The organism is Streptomyces liliiviolaceus (assembly GCF_018070025.1).
Classification (GTDB): domain Bacteria; phylum Actinomycetota; class Actinomycetes; order Streptomycetales; family Streptomycetaceae; genus Streptomyces; species Streptomyces liliiviolaceus.
In genome coordinates, this window is record NZ_JAGPYQ010000002.1 from 1196173 (window position 1) to 1215461 (window position 19289).

The 19289-nt window shown below is 72.2% G+C and carries 12 protein-coding genes and 1 tRNA gene; 6 read left to right on the plus strand and 7 right to left on the minus strand.

Translation table 11 applies throughout. The features are described 5' to 3' along the window. Positions 1-101: 101 nt before the first annotated feature. The gene (locus tag J8N05_RS40650; protein WP_210892138.1) at positions 102-1085 is read left to right on the plus strand and encodes an aldo/keto reductase; all 984 of its coding nucleotides are present in this window, start codon (positions 102-104) and stop codon (positions 1083-1085) included. Beyond that, on the plus strand, positions 1082-3418 hold the full coding sequence (locus J8N05_RS40655; RefSeq protein ID WP_210892140.1) for a helix-hairpin-helix domain-containing protein: 2337 nt from the start codon (positions 1082-1084) through the stop codon (positions 3416-3418). The genes J8N05_RS40650 and J8N05_RS40655 overlap by 4 nt, the downstream gene beginning before the upstream one ends. A 107-nt stretch (positions 3419-3525) precedes the next feature. On the opposite strand, the gene J8N05_RS40660 is transcribed toward J8N05_RS40655, so the two are convergent. Further along, on the minus strand, positions 3526-4284 hold the full coding sequence (locus J8N05_RS40660; protein WP_210892142.1) for a hypothetical protein: 759 nt from the start codon (positions 4282-4284) through the stop codon (positions 3526-3528). Between the two features lie 47 nt (positions 4285-4331). Here J8N05_RS40660 and J8N05_RS40665 point away from each other — a divergent pair, with 47 nt between their 5' ends. Next, positions 4332-4520, plus strand: a complete 189-nt coding sequence (locus J8N05_RS40665; protein ID WP_107021061.1) for a DUF5703 family protein — start codon at positions 4332-4334, stop codon at positions 4518-4520. A 74-nt stretch (positions 4521-4594) separates the two neighbouring features. Here the strand turns inward: J8N05_RS40665 and J8N05_RS40670 are convergent, their stop codons facing one another. The 3 genes from J8N05_RS40670 to J8N05_RS40680 form a co-directional block, all read right to left on the minus strand. Next, positions 4595-5452: a chaplin gene (locus J8N05_RS40670; protein ID WP_210892144.1), complete on the minus strand. Its 858-nt coding sequence runs from the start codon at positions 5450-5452 to the stop codon at positions 4595-4597. 181 nt (positions 5453-5633) lie between these two features. Next, positions 5634-5867, minus strand: a complete 234-nt coding sequence (gene chpH, locus J8N05_RS40675; protein WP_107021063.1) for a chaplin ChpH — start codon at positions 5865-5867, stop codon at positions 5634-5636. A 156-nt stretch (positions 5868-6023) separates the two neighbouring features. After that, on the minus strand, positions 6024-7349 hold the full coding sequence (locus tag J8N05_RS40680; protein WP_210892146.1) for a M20/M25/M40 family metallo-hydrolase: 1326 nt from the start codon (positions 7347-7349) through the stop codon (positions 6024-6026). A 219-nt stretch (positions 7350-7568) separates the two neighbouring features. Between J8N05_RS40680 and J8N05_RS40685 the strand changes: the two genes are divergently transcribed. Continuing rightward, a tRNA-Leu gene (locus J8N05_RS40685) sits at positions 7569-7653 on the plus strand. Positions 7654-7750: 97 nt separating this feature from the next. On the opposite strand, the gene J8N05_RS40690 is transcribed toward J8N05_RS40685, so the two are convergent. Beyond that, positions 7751-10663 (minus strand): alpha-glucuronidase family glycosyl hydrolase, encoded by a 2913-nt coding sequence (locus tag J8N05_RS40690; protein ID WP_210892148.1) that lies wholly within the window; start codon positions 10661-10663, stop codon positions 7751-7753. A gap of 519 nt (positions 10664-11182) precedes the next feature. Between J8N05_RS40690 and J8N05_RS40695 the strand changes: the two genes are divergently transcribed. Together J8N05_RS40695 and J8N05_RS40700 are read left to right on the plus strand one after the other, a co-directional pair. Further along, positions 11183-15127 carry a Pls/PosA family non-ribosomal peptide synthetase gene (locus J8N05_RS40695; RefSeq protein WP_210892150.1) on the plus strand — a complete coding sequence of 1315 codons (3945 nt, stop codon included), beginning with the start codon at positions 11183-11185 and terminating at the stop codon, positions 15125-15127. 43 nt (positions 15128-15170) lie between these two features. Next, positions 15171-16583 (plus strand): M1 family metallopeptidase, encoded by a 1413-nt coding sequence (locus J8N05_RS40700; RefSeq protein WP_210892152.1) that lies wholly within the window; start codon positions 15171-15173, stop codon positions 16581-16583. 187 nt (positions 16584-16770) lie between these two features. Here J8N05_RS40700 and J8N05_RS40705 read toward each other — a convergent pair whose 3' ends face one another. Then, positions 16771-17649, minus strand: coding sequence for a peptidoglycan-binding protein (locus J8N05_RS40705; protein ID WP_210892154.1), 879 nt, complete (start codon positions 17647-17649; stop codon positions 16771-16773). Between the two features lie 3 nt (positions 17650-17652). After that, positions 17653-19269 carry a DUF6519 domain-containing protein gene (locus tag J8N05_RS40710; protein ID WP_210892156.1) on the minus strand — a complete coding sequence of 539 codons (1617 nt, stop codon included), beginning with the start codon at positions 19267-19269 and terminating at the stop codon, positions 17653-17655. Positions 19270-19289 lie beyond the last annotated feature (20 nt).

Sequence of the window (19289 nt, forward strand, 5' to 3'; positions counted from 1 at the left end):
CGCCACCGGGCCGAGCGGCAGGGACAGCGTCGCGGATCATGTGACGAAGGTTGTCCACAGGCTTCCCACACGTCGACCCGTGGCCAGTAATCTCAGCCACCATGGAGCAGAGGCATCTCGGCCGTACCGGCCTGCGCGTGTCCCGCATCGGTCTCGGCACCCTCACCTGGGGCAGGGACACCGACGAGCACGACGCCGCGGACCTGTTGAAGGCGTTCTGGGAGGCGGGCGGGACCCTCGTCGACACGGCCGACGTGTACGGGGACGGGGAGGCCGAGTATCTGCTCGGACAGCTCATGGACGGGCTCGTGCCCCGCCGGGACCTCGTCATATCCACCAAGGCGGGCAGTGTGCCCGACCCGGACCGGCGGTTCGACGGCTCGCGGGGACATCTGCTGTCCGCCCTCGACGCCTCGCTGGCCCGGCTCGGCACGGACCATGTGGACCTGTGGCAGGTCCACGCCTTCGACCCGGACGCGCCGCTGGAGGAGACCCTCCAGGCTCTCGACATCGCTGTCAGCAGCGGCCGCGCCCGGTACGCCGGGGTCTCCAACTTCTGCGGCTGGCAGCTCGCGAAGGCGGCGACCTGGCAGCTCGCGGCCCCCGGGACCCGTACGCGGCTGGCGAGCACGCAGATGGAGTACTCGCTGCTGCAGCGCGGTGTCGAGCGCGAGGTGCTGCCCGCCGCGCTGGACCTGGGCATCGGGCTCCTGCCGTCCTCCCCGCTGGGCCGGGGCGTCCTGACGGGCAAGTACCGGCACGCGACGCCCGCGGACTCGCGGGGTGCCTCGGAGCAGTTGGCGCCGTTCGTCGCGCCGTATCTGGACGACGCGGCGAGCCGCATCGTGGACGCGGTGGCGACGGCGGCGGACGGCCTGGCGGTGACGCCGCTCCAGGTGGCTCTCGCCTGGGTCCGCGACCGGCCGGGGGTGGCCGCCCCGATCATCGGCTCGCGCAACGCGCTGCAGCTCACGGCTGCGTTGTCAGTGGAGACCCTTAGTCTTCCTGACGAGATCTGCCGGGCGCTCGACGACGTGTCGGCGCCCGTGCACCACTATCCCGATCACGACTGGAGCACGCTGTGACCACGGAGCCGTCCGCCGCCGCGGAGGAAGCCGAGCCGGGGACGCCGGACGCCGGTCCCGAGTCCGAGGGGCCCGGTACGGAGGCCCGGCCGGACACCGGGGCCGACGTGACCGCTTCGGCGGACACCGTGGAGGGCGCTTCGGGTGAGGACAGCTCCCTCGACGGGGACGCCGGCACGGACGGTGAGGCCGTCGACAGCGCCGCCGAGGACACCGGGAGTCCCGCCGGGGACGCCACCGAGGGTGCGGCCCAGCTGTCCGAGGCCGAGGCCGAGTTGGCCGCGCAGCGGGAGCTGCGGGAGCGGATCGAGCGGCGGAAGGCGGAGAAGGACGGACCGGTCCTGGCCGGGACGGCACTGAGCGGGAAGGCCGCCGATCTGCTCGCGGCCGTCCGGGCGGTGGAGAGCGGCGAGAAGCCCTCGGCGAGCGTCTTCAGCGGGCCGGAGCCCGCCCCGCGCCGGGTCGCGCAGGAGCCGGTGCGCCGCCCGCAGCCCGTGCCCTCCGGCGCCCCGGCGTCGATGGCCTCGGAGTCCGTCGACGCGGTCCGGGCCGTGCTCGTGCGGGGCGGTGCCCCGGAGGCCCTGGCCCCGCAGACCGCCGCCACCCTCGGCGAGGGAGCGGACGGGCAGCTGCGCGAGGACCCGTGGCAGTTGCTCCGTGTGGCGGGCGTGCGTCCCGAGCAGGCCGACGGGTTCGCCCGGGCCCTGCTCGGCGCGGAGTGCGGTCCTGACGACGAGCGGCGGGGCCGCGCGGTCACGGTGTGGCTCCTCGAACAGGCGGCGCTGGTGGGGCACACCGCCCTGGAAGCCGCGGCGCTGCACACCGCGCTCGCGCAGCGCTCGGTGCCCGACCCCGACGCGGCCGTGCAGAGCGCGCTGGCCGAGGGTGACGCACTGGTCTTCCAGGACGCGCTGGACGAGCCCGGTGGCACACCCCCGGCCCCCCGGCGGCCCGTGGAGGACGCCGCCCGGGACGACGAGAGCGGCGAGGACGGGGAGGAGGCCGAGGAGGCGCGTCCGGTGCGCGTTCTCATCGGTCTGGAGCGGTACGCGCTCGCCGAGGAGAGCCTCGCCGACGGGCTGGCCCGGGTGGTCAACTCCCTGCCCAAGGACGAAGGCGCCGCCGCGGCGTGGGAGCCGGCCGCGACCGGCTCGGCCGCCGAGCTGATCCGGGCGGTCGCGGGCCGCGGCCTGGTCCTGCACACCGGCGGCGAGGCGTCCCGCGCGGAGCCCGCGGCCCTGGCGGCGGCCGCTCTGTCCCTCGGCCTCAGGGTGTGCGCCGCCGCCCACCACCCGGACGGCCGCCGCCGCTTCGCGGACCTGCTCGCCGGCGCGGACGCGCGCGACGCGGCCTCGGACGCGGACGCGGGTCCGTCGTCCGTCGTGGCCACCGTCGCCGGTCTGCTCTCCGGCGAGGAGGGCCCGGGGCGCGACCGCGACGGCATGCTCAGGACCGATCTCCTGATCGTGCTGGACGCGCCGCAGCTCGACATCGAGAGCGCGGCGATGCTCGCCGAGTCGCTGCCCGACGGCGCCCGGCTCGTCCTGAGCGGGGACCCCGGTGTGCTGTGGTCGGCGGGCCCCGGACGGGTGTTCGCGGATCTGCTCGCCACGCGGGTGTGCCCGCAGATCGCCTCACGGACCCCGGATCCGGGTCCCGTCGGCGAACTGGTCTCGGGCATCGGCATCGGCGAGCTGAACCAGGTCGAGGCACCGGGCAAGGAAGTGGTGATCATCCCGGTGCGGGACGCCGGGGAGGCGATCCACCGCACCGTGCAGCTGGTCGCCGACTCGGTGCCGCGCGCGATCGGCATCCCCGCCGAGGAGACCCAGGTGATCACACCGGGCCACGGCGGCGCGGCGGGCACGCGGGTGCTCAACGCGGCGCTGAAGGAGCGGCTCAACCCTGGCCCCGGCCGCTTCGGCGGCTTCGACCCGGGCGACCGGGTGGCGTACTCCGCGGCGCCCGGCCGTTCGGTCCTGGGCCAGGTGGTGAAGGCCGACGCCGACGGGCTGCACCTGGAGTGCGCGGGCGAGCCCGTCGTCGTACCGAAGGAGCGGGTGGAGCAGACCGTGCGGCACGGCTGGGCGCTCACCGCCCACCAGGCCGTCGGGGTCCGCTGGCCCGCCGCGGTCGTGGTGCTGCCCGGCGACGCGGCACAGGCGCTCTCCCGGCCCTGGGTCTACACCGCCTTCGGCCGCGCCGACCGGCACCTCTCCGTGGTCCACGGCGTGGAGCAGGCGCTGCCGCGCGCGGTGGCGGAGATCGCCGCGAAGCCCCGTACGACGAGGCTCCCGGCCCTGATCACGGCTCAGATCCCGCCGTCGGTCTGAGCCCGGGCCCGTACCCCTGACGCGACGGTGGCGGTCACCGGGCCCTTGCGGGGCCGGTGACCGCCACCGTGGCAGTGCAGCGGGCTGTCCGGAGTGCGGCCGGACCGTCAGCGGTCCGCGTTGCGCGACCTCAGGTCCGCCGCCTCCGCATCCGTCTCGTCGAGGGTGCCCTCCAGCTCCGGCTCGACGGTGTCCGTCACCTCGTCCTCGATGTCGTCGATACCGTCGAGGTCGTCGATGCCGTCATCGGCGTCGTCGTCGAAGACCGCGCTGACGTCGAAGCGGCACACCACCTGGTGGGTGTCGGCCTGGTCGAACGGGGCCTCCAGCCACTCACCCGGCTCCACCGGTTCGTCCGAGGCGGTCACCCACAGCGTCGAGTCGCCCTCCTCCAGGCCGAACTCCTTGTGCCGGGAGGCGATCTCGTCGGGCTCGAACTCGCCGAACAGGACGCCGAGCGCACCGTGCACGGTCCCGGACGCGGCGTCGAAGCCCGCCGTCACCGCCCCGGACTCCTCGACCGCCTCGACCCGCTGCGCCTGGGCCAGCAGCCGCTGCGGCTCCACCACCGCGTAGTCCCGGCGGATCAGCACGCTCAGCGCGTTGGGCTCCTCCGGCCCGGTGTACGGCGGCAGGGCGTCGTCCGAGCCGGGGATCTCGAAAGGGGTGACCTCGTCGTAGCGGTCGTAGAGAAGCTCGTCGTACTCCTCGGCGGCCGCAGCCAACTCGTTGAACGCCTCGTAGACGGCCGGGTCGTCCTCACCCGACCTGCGCTCGACCGCCGCCAGGTGGCGGTCGAGCGCGGTCTTCACCGCCTCGGCGGCGGCGCGTACCTCGGCAGCGGTGGGCTGCGCAGCATCAGACATAGTGCAGACGCTATCCGTACCGGGCCTCCGCACGCACAATAGATGCGATGCCGGAATACGAATTTGTCAACGTGTATGTGCCGCGCGGGGTCTCCCGCAAGGAAGCGGCACGCCTGCTCACGGACCACGCGGAGTACGGACACTGGGAACTGGACCGCCTCAGCCTGCATACCGACGGCAGCCGCAGGGTGCGGCTGCGCCGGCGGATCATCCGCCAGGTGCGCGCCACATGGTGACGCGGGAAGGCTGAAACGGAGCGGGCCCCGCTCGTGCGGGGCCCGCTCCGGACGATCTGCCCGGGCTCAGGCGCTCACGCCGAGGCGCGTGCCTTGCGGTAGAGCACGGCGCCCGCCAGCAGCGCGCCCGCGCCCACGGGCAGCGCGAGGCCGAGCGGCACACCGGCGCCGGTCTGCGCGAGGTGCGCGGAACCGTCGGCCCGGGCGCCGGCGGCGTTCGCGTCCGAGGCGTGCGCGTGCGAGGCGTTCGAGGCGTCGGCGTTCGAGGCGCCCCCGCCTCCGTGCCCCGCCGCACCGGGCCGACCCGAGTCGTCCGAACCGTCCGAGCCGTCCGACTGCCCCGGCTTGCCCGGGCCGCCCGGTGTACCCGGGTGCTCCGCGTCACCGGGCTGTCCCGGCTTGCCCGGAGAGTCGGGCCCGCCGTGTCCACCGTGCCCGCCGTGCCCGGGAGTCGTGGTCCCGTGCCCGCCGCTGCCGGTGTTCCCGCAGGCGTTGCCCGTGGCCGTGTTGCCGACCCCGCCCACGGAGACGCTGTTGCCGCAGACGTTCACCGGTACGTCGACCGGAATCTCCACGTGGTTGCCGGAGCCCACCCCGGGCGAGTCACCGGCGTGCCCCCCGGCGTGCGATCCCGTTCCACCGTTCGAGCCGCCGTTGCCGTGGTGGCCGGAGCCGGTCCCCTTGCCCGGCCCCTTGTTGGAGCATTTGTTGCCGACCGCCGGGTTGAGCACGCCGACCACGTTCACGGTGTTGCCGCAGACGTTGACGGGCGCGTGCACCGGCGCCTGTACCGAGTTGCCGGAGAGTACGCCCGGGGAGCCCGAAGCGGTGCCGTGCGCCCCCGAGTCGGCGTGCGCGTACCCCCCGGTGGCCGCGAGGACCCCGGTTGCCGCCGCCACCGTCATCAGGCCTTTGCGGGTGACCTGTCGCATAGCTTTTCCCTGCCCCTTGTGAACCGTGTGGTGCGCGATAGCGCGGTATACGGAATATCGGCGGCCCCGGAGCGCATGGCACGCACTCCGGGGCCGCGGACTTTTGACCCTCATGGATTCAGACCTTCATGGGATGCAGGCCCTCATGAGGTGAACACATCGTCAGACGTCGAGCAAAGGGTCAGACGTTGGTGCAGGTGTTGCCGAAGGCGGGGTTCAGCAGCCCGATCACGGAGACCGTGTTGCCGCAGACGTTCACCGGGATGTGGATGGGCGCCTGGACGACGTTGCCCGAGAGCACGCCCGGGGAGCCGACAGCAGCACCCTGCGCACCGGCGTCGGCGACCGCAAGACCCGCACCGGCGAGAACGAGGCCACCCGTGGCAGCCGCAGCGGCGACGATCTTCTTGATCATTGTTCCTCCTAGTAGTCACATGTGATCCAAGCTGCGGATCACATCAGCAGTAACGAGGAGGGAGTAATAGGGCTACGAGCTTATGAGCGCATTCACTCTTCTCAGTCGGCTCCGTACGCGCTGGCGATTATTGGAGTGTCGGTTCAGCGGTTTATTTCAGGACGCCTCGATGAAGCGGTCGAGCACCCGCACGCCGAACTTCAGGGCGTCGACCGGGACCCGCTCGTCGACACCGTGGAACATCCCGGCGAAGTCCAGCTCCGGCGGCAGCTTCAGCGGGGCGAAGCCGAAGCAGCGGATGCCGAGGTCGTCGAAGGACTTGGCGTCGGTGCCGGCGGAGAGCATGTACGGGACGGCCCGCGCGATCGGGTCCTCGGCGATCAGCGCGGTCTGCATGGCGTCCACGAGGGCCCCGTCGAAGGTGGTCTCCAGGGCCTTGTCCGCGTGCACGTCCTCGCGCTTCACGTTCGGGCCGAGGATGCGGTCCAGGTCGGCGAGGAACTCCTCCTCGTAACCGGGCAGGTAGCGGGCGTCGATGTGCGCGGTCGCCTGGCCGGGGATGACATTCACCTTGTAGCCCGCGCCCAGCTGGGTCGGGTTGGCGGTGTTCTGGAGCGAGGCGCCGATGAGCTTGGCGATCCCGCCGAGCTTGGCCAGCGTCGCGTCCATGTTCTCCGGGTCGAGCTCGGTGCCGAGGGCGTCGCCCAGCTCGTCCAGGAAGTGCCGCAGGGTCTTCGTCACCCGCACCGGGAACTTGTGCCGGCCGAGCCGGCCGACCGCCTCGGACAGCTCGGTGATCGCGTTGTCCTTGTGGATCATCGAACCGTGCCCGGCGGTGCCGTCCACGGTCAGCTTCATCCAGTGCATGCCCTTCTGGGCGGTCTCCACCAGATACAGCCGCAGGTTCTCGTTGACCGTGAAGGAGAAGCCGCCGACCTCGCCGATCGCCTCCGTCACGCCCTCGAAGAGATCGGGGTGCTTGGTGACGAGGTGCTTGGCGCCGAACGTGCCGCCCGCCTCCTCGTCGGCCAGGAAGGCCAGCACGAGGTCGCGGGGAGGCTTGCGACCGCTGCGCACCCGCTCGCGTACGACCGCGAGGGTCATCGCGTCCATGTCCTTCATGTCGACCGCGCCGCGGCCCCACACACAGCCGTCGGCGATCTCGCCGGAGAACGGGTGGTGCGTCCAGTCCTGGGCGTTCGCCGGTACGACGTCGGTGTGGCCGTGGATGAGCAGTCCGGGCCGCGAGCGGTCCTCGCCCTCGATCCTGACCACCGTGGAGGCGCGGCCCGTGTGCGACTCGAAGATCTGCGGTTCGAGACCCACCTCGGCGAGCTTCTCCGCGACGTACTCGGCGGCCTTGCGCTCGCCCGGGCCCGAGTGGTCGCCGTAGTTGCTCGTATCGATCCGGATCAGCTCGCGGCAGAGGTCGACGACCTCGTCCTCACCCTTGATGCTCCTGGCCGTGTCCTGCTCGCTCACGTGCTTCCTCCCACTGTCACTGCTGGTGGTCCCCCACGTCCTTCCCCCTCATCCTCCCTCTCCGTTCCTCCCCGCCCAAGGCCGGACCACGCCCGTCACACGCCGTTCACGCCCGCCGCCCGGCGATCACGGGGCGATCGCCCCGTGATCGGGGGCTCTCCAAAGCCTGGTAATGTTTCCTTCGTCGCCGCGAGGGGAACCCCGCGCGACAGACACCTTGTCCGGGTGGCGGAATGGCAGACGCGCTAGCTTGAGGTGCTAGTGCCCTTTATCGGGCGTGGGGGTTCAAGTCCCCCCTCGGACACAGAGCACAAGAACACTGGTGGGGAACGGGCAGAGCTCGTTCCCCACCAGTGTTTTGTGCGTCCGGTTGCGTCCGGTTGTCTTGTGCGTCCGATGTCCTATGCGTCGGCCAGGACCACGCAGGCGCTCAGATGCCAGGTCTGGCCCTGCTTCGCGGAGAGCTCCACGTCCACCTCGCGGCCTGCGGGTCCGTCGCCGAGCGGGATCTCGACCCAGGTGAACTCCCGGCCGTCGAGCTGTGGGGTGCGGGCCTTCTCCACTCCGTCCACGCGGACGATCAGTGTCCTGTTGAGCGTGTTCGGATCACCGGTGAGCAGGTGGGCGGTGCAGGGGCCCGCGGGCAGCTTCAGCCGGAGCACGGCCGGGGCGCTGTCGCGTACGTAGTCCCGGCGGACGACGTCGAACAGGCCCGTGTCCGTGGCGTCGGGTGTGTTGCCCACCCAGCCGAAGGCCGCTCCCTCGGCCCAGACACTGGCGGGGGTGAGCCGGGTGTAGTCCTTCAGTACCGGCGCCGAGGCGGGCCCGGCGTCCAGCGCGTGCACGCAGCGGGCGGCCGGAGGCAGGACGACGGTCCTGGCCAGACTGCGCAGCGAGGCGTCGAGCACGGGCACGGAGCCGGAGCGCAGGCGTGCGTGCAGGGTGGTGAGCGCGGGAGCGGGCGGCGGGACGACGGCCACCTTCACCGTCTCGTCCTCGCGCGAGTCGACGTAGGTGGTGGCGTCCCCGGACTGCCAGCCCTCGGGAACGTCCAGCGTGATCTCGGTGCGCAGCCCGGAGCCCGTGGCGTTGACGACCTGCACCGGCAGCTCGTTGCGTTCCCCGCCCAGCAGGGCCGTGTCGGCCGGGGCCACGACCGCCTGGAGCCAGCTCCGGTCCTCGTCGAGGACGCGGCTCAGTTCGAACCAGTAGGCGACCAGGGTGTCCCGCCACTGGTCCGCGCTGGTCAGCTGCTGCGCGAACCGGTGGTGCACTTCGGCGAGGCGGCGGCGGTCCACGAGCCGGCGCAGCCCGTCCCACCGGCCGCTCATCTCCGTCACGCGGGCCGCGCCGGAGAAGTGCGTGTCGTAGATGTGCTGGATCACGGTCCTGCCGTTGTCCAGCCGGTGGGTGTACGGGACGTGGTGCAGGAAGAGGAGCAGTTCCTCCGGGCAGTCGTCCAGCGAGTCGTAGAGCGCCTGCGTCGCCGGGGCGTACAGCTTGGTGTAGCCGTTTCCGGTGGTGGCGGTACGGTCGTAGCCGATGCCGTCGCGGTCCGACTTGTGGAACTGGCCGGTCGTGGTCGGGCTGGGGTCGAGATGCCCGGTCACCGAGCCGTCCGGCGGATGGGTGAGGTAGCCGGTGCCCAGCGGCGAGGTGTAGTCCTCGTAGGTGCGCCAGGAGTCGAGCAGCAGGGCGGAGACGGTGGCGACGACGTGGGGGTCGTTGCCGAACGTCATCCTGGTCCATTCGTCGGCCAGTTCCCGCGCGGACAGCCCCGGGTCCCATGCCAGCCGTCCGTAGCCGTGGGTGTTGGCGGCGGCCAGGTGGGATCCGGTCCAGTTGCGGTCGTCGCCGAAGTTCATCACGCCGGCGAATCCGTGGTGCGTGTACGCGTGGACGCGGCCGGTCACGACACGGGCCACGGTGCTGCCCTCGCCGGCCTTGAGCGTGTCGAAGTCCAGGACCTCCTTCCACTGCGGGACCAGGTAGCAGAGATGGGTGGCGTGCCCCGTGTACTCCTGTGTCACCTGGAGCTCGATCATCGAGTTGGTGCGCGGCAGCGAGCCGAACAGGGGGTGGGCCGGTTCGCGGACCTGGAAGTCGATCGGCCCGTTCTTGATCTGCACGACGGCGTTCGCCGCGAACTTCCCGTCCAGGGGAGTGAAGTCGGCGTAGGCCTGCCGGTCCCAGCCCGCGTCGGTGTCGTGCACGAACGCCCGCCACATCACGATCCCGCCGTACGGCCTCACCGCGTCCGCCAGCAGGTTGGCGCCGTCGGCGTGGGTGCGGCCGTAGTCCAGCGGCCCCGGGCGGCCCTCGGAGTTGGCCTTCACCAGGAAGCCGCCGAAGTCCTCGATCCTGTCGTAGATCTCCGCGGCCTTCCTCGGCCACCACGCGCGCACCTCCGCGTCGAAGGGGTCCGCGGTGGCCAGTCCGTCGAGCACCATGGGGGCGGCGAAGTTCGCGGTGACGTACAGGGTCACTCCGTAGCGGCGCAGCACGCCGGCCAGTGCGGCGAGTTTGGTCAGGAACGGCTCGGCGAGGTAGTCGGCGGGGGTGTTGACGTTGTTGATCACCGCTCCGTTGATGCCGAGCGAGGCCAGGGCGCGTGCGTAGTCCGTGTATCTGTCGTCGAGGCGCGGCAGTTCGTCCCAGTCGAAGAAGGACCGGCCCGCGTAGCCGCGTTCGATGGAACCGTCCGGGTTGTCCCAGTGGTCGGCGACGCGCAGCGGCGCGGCGGGGAACTCCGTGAGGTCGACGTGCTCCACCGGCTGCCGGGTCTGTACGAGTCTCAGGAGGTGGAAGGCGCCGTAGAGCACGCCGCGGTCGGCGAGCGCCGCCACCACGACGTGGTCCCTGCCGTGCTTGCGCACCGCGCGGATGACGTATCCCTCGGCGCCCAGCCCCTCCAGGCCGGCCGGGTCGACGAGTTCGCGGACGAGGGCGGAGCTCGTCGGGGTGCCGACCACGAGCGCGCTTTTCGCCGCGGCGGTGGTTCGCGGCCTGACCCGGGTGCCGAGCAGTCCGGTCAGTCCGCGGGCCAGCTCGTCCGCCGCCGACCGCTGGAGCGGGCCGCCGCCCTGCCGGACCAGGGTGCCGAGGGCGGCCCGGTAGCGGTCGAGCAGGCCGGCGTCCTCCACTTGCGGGTAGCGCAGCCACAGGTCGTAGCCGTCCTCGGCGGGCAGGGCGGCCGCCGACGGCGCGGAGCCGTGCGATGCGTGTGCCGTCGATGCGGAGAGGGCGAGCGAGCCCGCCGCGGTGCCCAGCGCGGCCGCGGACAGGATGCTGCGGCGCCGTATTCCTGAGCTCATGACTCTCACTTCCGTCAATGAATGAACGAAGAGTGGATCGAAGAGTGCATGTCCAGGCCAGGACCAGATTCACAACCGTCACACGGGCCACGACAAGTGTCAACACAACCGGCCACAAAGGAACATCGCCGCTTTCGGCCTCAACAGCCGCTCACAGCAGGCCACTTGAAAGGGCCCACGGGACACGGCAGCTCAGTGGAGCGAGAACCCGGCGGCGCCATCACCATGAACGACGGTCATATCCATCAACGATCAGAACTGAACAGTCGGCCTGCCGATCAGCGTGTTTCCGGCAAGTGTGGGGCACATCTCGTCAGGGTGACATAACCCCATGTCAGAGAGGTGCGGGCACCGGCCGGAGGGGCCCGCACGGACCCGTTCGCGTCGCTGGGGCGCGAGGCCGGGGCTAGCGTCGTACTAAAATTCCACGCTTGTTCGGAGCTGAGTGGAATATCCCCAGGCATACCTGCGGGCCCGCCGGCTCCCCCGGTGCATCCGGGTACGACATGTGAGGACCCGATGGCAGCCCTCCAGCATGGCCCCGCGTTCCAGTTGTCCGACGACGAGGTACGGGCCGAGTTCGGCGACCGGGCGCGGTTCTCCGCAGCCTCCGCACCTTCACCGCGCACGCTCGTCGACATCCTCGACGCCTCCGTGCGCGCGTATCCCGACGAGCCCGCCCTCGACGACGGCCGCCGGTCCCTCAGCTACCGCGCCCTCGCCATAGAGGTCGAGGCGCTGCGGCGACGGCTGAGCGACGCGGGGGTCGGCCTCGGGGACCGCGTCGGCGTACGGGTGCCGTCCGGCACCAACGAGCTGTACGTGGCCATTCTGGCCGTACTGGCCGCCGGGGCCGCCTACGTGCCGGTGGACGCCGAGGACCCCGACGAGCGCGCCGAGCTGGTCTTCGGCGAGGCGGGCGTACGCGCCGTCGTCGGGGCCGGGCACGAGCTGACCGTCGAGGGCCGCAGCGAGGTGCCCGCCTCCCGGCCCGGGGTCGGGCACGACGCGTGGATCATCTTCACCTCCGGTTCGACCGGCAAGCCCAAGGGCGTGGCCGTCAGTCACCGCAGTGCCGCCGCCTTCGTGGACGCCGAGGCCGGTCTCTTCCTCACCGAGGACCCCATCGGGCCCGGTGACCGGGTCATGGCGGGGCTCTCCGTGGCCTTCGACGCCTCCTGCGAGGAGATGTGGCTCGCATGGCGCTACGGGGCCTGCCTGGTGCCCGTACCGCGCTCCCAGGTGCGCAGCGGCGCCGACCTCGGGCCCTGGCTGGTCGAGCAGGAGATCACCGTCGTCTCCACGGTGCCGACGCTGGCCGCCCTGTGGGAGCCGGAGGCGCTCAACGAGGTACGGCTGCTGATCTTCGGCGGTGAGGCCTGCCCGCCCGAGCTGGTGCAGCGCCTGGTCACCGAGGGGCGTGAGGTGTGGAACACCTACGGGCCCACCGAGGCGACCGTCGTGGCCTGTGCCTCGCTCATGACCGGCGAGGAGCCGATCCGGATCGGGCTGCCGCTCGACGGCTGGGAACTGGCCGTCGTCGACGAGGCGGGGAACCCCGTGCCCATGGGTGGCAGTGGGCAGCTCGTGATCGGGGGCGTGGGGCTCGCCCGCTACCTCGATCCCGAGAAGGACGCCGAGAAGTACGCCCCTCTCGAATCGCTCGGGTGGGAGCGCGCGTACCGCAGCGGTGACCTGGTCAAGGCGGAGCCGGAGGGGCTGATCTTCCTCGGGCGGGCCGACGAGCAGATCAAGCTCGGCGGACGCCGGATCGAGCTGGGCGAGGTCGACACCGCTCTCCAGGGGCTGCCCGGGGTGGCCGGAGCCGCTGCCGCCGTGCGCACCGCGCGCGGCGGGAACCAGCTGCTCGTCGGCTATGTCGTGCTTCAGGACGAGGTCCAGGAGAAGATCCAGGACGAGGTCCGGGAGGGTGAGGTCCAAAAGGGCGGGGGTGAGGGCGGCGGCTGGGATCACGCCGCCGCCGTCGAGCGGCTGCGGGCCGAGCTGCCCGCCGCCCTCGTCCCGCTGATCGCGCTCGTGCCCGAGCTGCCCACCCGTACGTCCGGCAAGGTCGACCGGGACGCGCTGCCCTGGCCGCTGGAGAACCTGGAGACCGGCGGACCCACCGAGCAGCTCTACGGGACCGAGGCGTGGCTCGCCGAGCAGTGGAGCGAGGTGCTGGGCATCCCGGTGGGCTCCGCCCGGGACGACTTCTTCGCGATCGGCGGCGGCAGCCTCGCCGCCGCCCTGCTCACCACCCGGCTGCGCACCCGCTACCCGAGCGCCGCCGTGCTCGACATCTACCAGCAGCCGGTGCTGCGCAAGCTCGCCCGGCATCTGGAGAGGTCCGCGCAGGGCGACGGCGCCGAGCGGCTGATCGCGCCGGTCCCCCTGCGGGCCAAGGCAGTGCAGCTGCTGGTGCTCCTCCCCCTGTTCACGCTGCTCGGGCTGCGCTGGACCGTGGCGCTGGCCGCGCTCGGCAACGCGCTGCACTGGTTCGGGGCGTACCCGTGGGCGCCGACCGCCTCCTGGTGGCTGATCGCCCCCATGGCCGCCCTGCTCTTCAGCCCGCCCGGACGGCTCGCGATCGGGGCGGGCGGCGCACGGCTGCTCCTGCGCGGTGTGCAGGCCGGCCGGTATCCGCGCGGCGGGAGCGTGCATCTGCGGCTGTGGGCGGCCGAGCGGCTCGCCGAGTTCAGCGGGGCGACCTCGCTGACCGGGTCCTGGCTGGAGCGGTACGCGCGGGCGCTGGGCGCCAAGGTGGGACCGGACGTCGATCTGCACTCGCTGCCGCCCGTGACCGGCATGCTCAAGCTGGGCCGCGGTGCCGCCGTGGAGTCCGAGGTGGACCTGTCGGGGCACTGGCTGGACGGCGACCGGCTGGAGATCGGCCCGGTCAAGGTCGGCGCGCACGCCGTGGTCGGCACCCGCAGCATCCTCTTCCCCGGCGCCCGGGTCGGCAAGCGGGCCGAGGTGGCCCCCGGTTCGGCGGTCTCCGGGCAGGTGCCCACCGGTCAGCGGTGGGCGGGCTCGCCCGCGGCCAAGCTCGGCAAGGCCAAGCGGGACTGGCCCAAGGAGCGCCCCCAGAAGGGCACGTACTGGCGGGTGATGTACGGGGCGACCGGGTTCGCGCTGACGATGCTGCCCGTGGTGTCGGGGCTGGCCGCGCTGCTCGTCGTGGGCGCCTTCGTCTCCCCGGACGCCGGGCTCGTCGACGCGCTGCGGGGCGCCGCGGTGGCGCTGGTGCCGGCGACCCTCGCCTTCGGTCTCGCGTTCGCGCTGCTCCTGCTGGTCGCCGTGCGGCTGCTGAGCCTCGGGCTGCGGCCCGGTACGCATCCGACGCACAGCAGGACCGGCTGGCAGGCCTGGACCGTCACCCAGCTGATGGACCGCTCCCGCGAGACGCTGTTCCCGCTGTACGCCGGACTCGTCACGCCGGTGTGGCTGCGGCTGCTCGGGATGCGGATCGGCCGGGGCGCCGAGGTGTCGACGGTCCTCGCGCTGCCGAGCCTGACGACGGTCGGCGAGGGCGCGTTCCTGGCCGACGACACGCTGACCGCGCCGTACGAGCTGGGCGGTGGCTGGATGCGGATCGGGCGGGCCGAGATCGGGCGCCGGGCGTTCCTCGGGAACTCCGGGATGACCGGCCCTGGCCGCTCGGTGCCGGACGGCGGACTCGTCGGCGTACTGTCCGCGACGCCGAAGAAGGCCAAGAAGGGCAGTTCCTACCTGGGGCTGCCGCCGGTCAGGCTGCCGCGCTCCACACAGGACGGCGACCAGAGCCTGACGTACGACCCGCCCGTACGGCTGCTGTGGGCCCGCGGGCTCGTCGAACTGTGCCGGATCGTGCCCGTCTTCTGCTCGGCGGCGCTCGCCGTGCTGACGGTGGCCGCGCTCAGCGCGCTGGGGGCGTGGGCCTGGGCGCTCGCCGGGCTGGTGCTGCTGGGCGCCGGGGCGGCGGCCGGGCTGCTGTCCGTGGTCGCGAAGTGGCTGCTCGTGGGGCGTCACCGGGCCGGTGAGCACCCGCTGTGGAGCGGTTTCGTGTGGCGCAACGAGCTGGCCGACACCTTCGTCGAGGTCGTCGCCGTGCCGTGGTTGGCCGGGTCCGTGCCGGGTACTCCCGTCATGAACCTGTGGCTCCGCGGCCTCGGCGCCCGCATCGGCAGGGGTGTCTGGGTGGAGAGCTACTGGCTGCCGGAGACGGATCTGGTGACACTGGAGGACGCGGCGACGGTCAACCGTGGCTGTGTGCTGCAGACCCACCTCTTCCACGACCGGATCTTGAGGACGGATACTGTGGTCCTCCGTGAGGGCGCCACCCTGGGCCCGGGCGGAATCGTTCTGCCCGGCAGCACCGTCGGGGCGCGCAGCACACTGGGACCCGCGTCCCTCGTCATGGCGGCGGAATCCGTTCCCGACGACACCCGTTGGCTGGGCAACCCGATCGAGGCGTGGCGTTCCTAGGCGTCGCGTTCCCAGACGCGGCTCGTACGGCGCCCGGGAGGCGATGCCGGCACGCCGTACGAGCACAGCGCAGGGAGCAGATACTTCAGTGGTTCAGCAGACAGTGGGAGCGGATCCGTACTTCCCGGCGAACGGCGATCCCCGTTACCGGGTCCATCGGTACGAACTCGCCCTGGACTACCGTCCGGGACCCAACCGGCTGTCCGGCACCGCGCGTCTGAACGCCATAGCGGGCCGGTCGCCGCTCGCCGAGTTCCAGCTGAACCTCGCCGACTTCCGGATCGGGCGGGTCCGGGTCGACGGGCGGGCCACGCACTACACGCACCGGGGCGGCCGGCTGCGGATCCGCCCGGCGAAGCCGCTGCGGGCCGGGGCCGCGTTCACCGTCGAGGTCCACTGGTCGGGCAACCCCAAGCCGGTGCGGAGCCCGTTCGGCGGGATCGGCTGGGAGGAACTGGAGGACGGGGCGCTGGTGGCGAGCCAGCCGGTGGGGGCGCCGTCCTGGTACCCGTGCAACGACCGGCCCGCCGACAAGGCCTCGTACCAGATCGCCGTGACCACGCCGTCGGCGTACTCGGTGGTGGCGGGCGGGCGGCTGCTGACGCGTACGCCCAAGGCGTCCACGACCACATGGGTGTACGAGCAGGCGGCGCCGACGTCCAGTTATCTGGTCGGGCTCTCCATCGGCAAGTACCAGACCGTGCTGCTCGGTGACCCGGGACTGGGCGGGGTGCCGCAGTCGGGGCACATTCCGGCACGGCTGCTCACCGAGTTCTCGCGGGACTTCGCGCGGCAGCCCGCGATGATGACGCTCTTCGAGGAGCTGTTCGGGCCCTACCCCTTCGGTGAGTACGCGGTCGTGGTCACCGAGGAGGAGCTGGACGTGCCCGTGGAGGCACAGGGCCTGTCCTTGTTCGGTGCGAACCATGTGGACGGCGGGCGGGGGTCCGAGCGGCTCGTCGCGCACGAGTTGGCGCACCAGTGGTTCGGGAACAGTGTGAGCATCGCCGACTGGCGGCACATCTGGCTGAACGAGGGGTTCGCGAAGTACGCGGAATGGTTGTGGTCCGAGCGGTCGGGTGGGCGCAGTGCGCAGGCGCTGGCGGGGATCGCGCACCGGGGGCTGGCCGGGAAGCCGCAGGATCTTCGGCTGGCCGATCCCGGGCGGAAGCTGATGTTCGACGACCGGCTGTACGAGCGGGGCGGGTTGGTGTTGCACGCCGTGCGGTGTGCGTTGGGGGACGAGGCGTTCTTCCGGATGCTGCGGGGGTGGGTGACCGTGCATCGGGGTGGGGCGGTGACCACGGCTGCGTTCGCGGCGCATGTGGCTCGGTATTCTGCGGAGCCGTTGGACGAGCTGTTCGCTGCGTGGGTTTTCGAGGGGGCGTTGCCTGCGTTGCCCTCGGCGGGGGTGGGGATTCCTGAGCGGCCGTCCTATCCGCCTAGCGGGGGGTGACGGCGGGGCCCCTCCGGGGGGGGTGGCGGTGTTTGTGACGTGCGGGAGCGTCGTGGCTGAGCGCGCAGTTCCCCGCGCCCCTTAGGGAGTGGGGGTGGCGGTTTTTTTGACGTGCGGGAGCGTCGTGGCTGAGCGCGCAGTTCCCCGCGCCCCTTGAAGGGCGCCCCGGAGGGCGCCCTCTTGGGGGCTAGCGGGGGACCTTCAAGGCGTCCCAGGTTTTTTTGCCTGGGATTCCGTCTGCGTCTTTGCCTTTGAAGCCTTGTTTTTGTTGCCAGGCCGCGTACGACTTGCGGTCTGCTTCCGTCCAGTCGGGGCCCGGGCCGGACTCGTAGCGGCCACAGCCCTCCGCGACCAGGCGGCGGCCCATCGCCGTGATGACGGCGGACTTCTGGCCCACATGGAAGAAGGCGCTGCCCGGGAAGGGGACGTACGACGGTTTGGGGGGTGTGGTGGGGGGTTTGGGAGAGGTCGGCTTGCCTTTCAGGCGGGCCGCTATGCGGGTGCGCATGCTGTCCATCGTGAAGCCGCGCGGGTCGACCTTCCCGGGCTGCCACTCCTTGTGGCCGATCACGGAGCGCTCGCTCCAGCCGTGGGCGCGGCAGATCGCGGCCGAGACCTTCTCGATCGCCTCCTTCTGGACCTCGGGCCACGGGTCCTTGCCGTCGCCGAGGTTGATGCACTCGAAGCCGTAGAAGTGGCGGTTGCCGTCGGTGTCCGCCTCGTTGTCGGACGGGAGCTTCGTCTCGTTGACGACGGCCCGCAGGACGTCTCCGTCGCCCAGGCCGGCGTGGTTGGCGCGGCCGTTGCCGACCAGGTGGACATGGCCCTTCTTGTCGATCACCCCGTGGCACAGGGGTCCGGGCAGGCTGGAATAGCCGTCGTAGCAGATGTCGACGGAGGCGGCGGTGCCCGAGGTGACGGTGTGATGGATCATCACACCGTTCATGGGGCCCCAGGCGCCCTTGCTGTTGCGGTTGTGGCTGCGCCAGTTGCGGACCTCGTGGACCGTCAGGCCCTCCGCGCGCAGGATCGCCACCAGTTTGGACGCGGTCAGTGGTGTGGCCATGGGTTACTTCTCTCCTTGCGCGTCTGCTTCTGCGTCCGCGGCGTGCTCCGCCTCCGCGGTGGTCTGGGACCTGCCGCCCGACGGGTCGGCGGCCTCGGCCTGCTGTTCCTCCTCACGGGCCCTCGTCTCCGCCGCGAGCGTCGCCTCGTCCGCCGCCGGGACGTCGGTGGCGAGCGGCGCGAAGGCCAGGCGCAGGTCCACGGCGCCCGCCTCGCCCTTGACCAGGGCCAGCGGCGCGAAGTGGCGGGTGATTCCGGCCGGTTGCCGGAGCAGTGGCCTGCGGGAGCGGTCGACCGGCCATTCGACGCCGCCGGTCGCGGTGCGGGCGGGCACGGTCCAGTGGTCGCCGGTGCGGTAGGCGCCGCCCTTGGCGAAGTACACCTCGACGCCGTCCTCCAGGGGCAGCCACTCCCCCTCCGTGACGGGAACGGCTCCGGCACGCAGCGTCGTCGTGCGGCCCTTGCGGCGCGGGCCCTCGTGGTGGTCCCAGCGGCGCAGGAAGGGGTTGAGGTGCGGCAGCCGTCCGACGCCCGGCTCGGGCTCCGCCGACAGGCGTACGCGGCGGCCGGGGAGGTCCAGTTCCTCGACCCTCAGCAGGGGCAGGGGCTCCAGGCGGGAGGCGTACGCGGTGTCCGTGAACTCCACGCGGTCGCCCACGTCCAGATCCAGCTTGTCGTCGTGGCCGAGGGACGCCAACCGCACCCAGGTGCCGTCCAGTTCGTCCACCGGGAAGACCACGGAACCGTTCTCGCGCGACCACTTGAACGAGGCGTCCTTCGCCGCGCCGCCCGCGTGGATCTCGACCCGGTACAGCTGGTTCTCCGGGCCGCGGTAGCGGGCGTCCGGCTTGACCAGGCAGGGGTCCTCGTCGGCGTGCCCCGGGCGTTCGGCGCGGGCGGCGAGACGGGACGAGGAGACGGTCCGCTCGCGGGCCCAGCGGGCGAAGGCCTCGCGGACCGTGTCCTTCGACGGTTCGGCGGCCTCGATGTCCAGGTCGGCGAGCGCCAGGGGCAGGACCTGCCAGACGACCTTGGCGCGGGCGGCGGTGTCCGGCATCGCCGCGCCGAGCGCCACCTCGCGCAGCGCCGGGTCCTCGGCCGCGGTGACCGCGCGCTCCCAGACCTGGAGGTAGGCGACGAAGGGTGCCTGGGCGGGCGAGGGCAGCCGGTCGCCGGGCTTCTCCGGGTCGCGGAAGCCGTCCGGCTGGTCCCAGTAGGTCCAGTGCGGGTCCGGCTGCGCGGCGCCCTGTCCCTCGGTGTCGGCGCCGTGCGCGCTGTCGGCGCCGTCCGTACCGTCCTCCGTGTCCTCGTCCGGTACCGGGACTCCGGCGGCCGGGCGGTCCGCGTCGCACAGGATGCCGTCGACGTAGTACCGGCCGCCGTGGATGAGGAGGGTGTCGATGTCGTGCTTGCCGCCGACGTACTCGATCCGGAAGCCGGCCGCGTCGCGCGGTCCGCCGTGCGGGCCGATGAGGTCGGTGGCGAGCGCGCGGGCCTGATGGAGCTGGATCGCGGTCTGTTCGTTGGCGTCGGCGTCGAGCTGGACGCGGCCCTGCTGGACCAGCACCGCCGAGTAGTGCCGCTCCGGGCGGAAGGTGGAGCGGGAGAGGTCTGCGTGCATGAAGGGGGTCCCCCTGGTCG

Excerpts from the sequence above, each read along its gene's own strand:
- J8N05_RS40670 (WP_210892144.1), bottom strand. The coding sequence starts at position 5,452 with ATGCGACAGGTCACCCGCAAAGGCCTGATGACGGTGGCGGCGGCAACC.
- J8N05_RS40690 (WP_210892148.1), bottom strand. The coding sequence starts at position 10,663 with ATGAGCTCAGGAATACGGCGCCGCAGCATCCTGTCCGCGGCCGCGCTG.
- J8N05_RS40700 (WP_210892152.1), top strand. The coding sequence starts at position 15,171 with ATGCCGGCACGCCGTACGAGCACAGCGCAGGGAGCAGATACTTCAGTG.
- J8N05_RS40650 (WP_210892138.1), top strand. The coding sequence starts at position 102 with ATGGAGCAGAGGCATCTCGGCCGTACCGGCCTGCGCGTGTCCCGCATC.
- J8N05_RS40695 (WP_210892150.1), top strand. The coding sequence starts at position 11,183 with ATGGCAGCCCTCCAGCATGGCCCCGCGTTCCAGTTGTCCGACGACGAG.
- J8N05_RS40660 (WP_210892142.1), bottom strand. The coding sequence starts at position 4,284 with ATGTCTGATGCTGCGCAGCCCACCGCTGCCGAGGTACGCGCCGCCGCC.
- J8N05_RS40710 (WP_210892156.1), bottom strand. The coding sequence starts at position 19,269 with ATGCACGCAGACCTCTCCCGCTCCACCTTCCGCCCGGAGCGGCACTAC.
- J8N05_RS40665 (WP_107021061.1), top strand. The coding sequence starts at position 4,332 with ATGCCGGAATACGAATTTGTCAACGTGTATGTGCCGCGCGGGGTCTCC.
- J8N05_RS40705 (WP_210892154.1), bottom strand. The coding sequence starts at position 17,649 with ATGGCCACACCACTGACCGCGTCCAAACTGGTGGCGATCCTGCGCGCG.
- chpH (WP_107021063.1), bottom strand. The coding sequence starts at position 5,867 with ATGATCAAGAAGATCGTCGCCGCTGCGGCTGCCACGGGTGGCCTCGTT.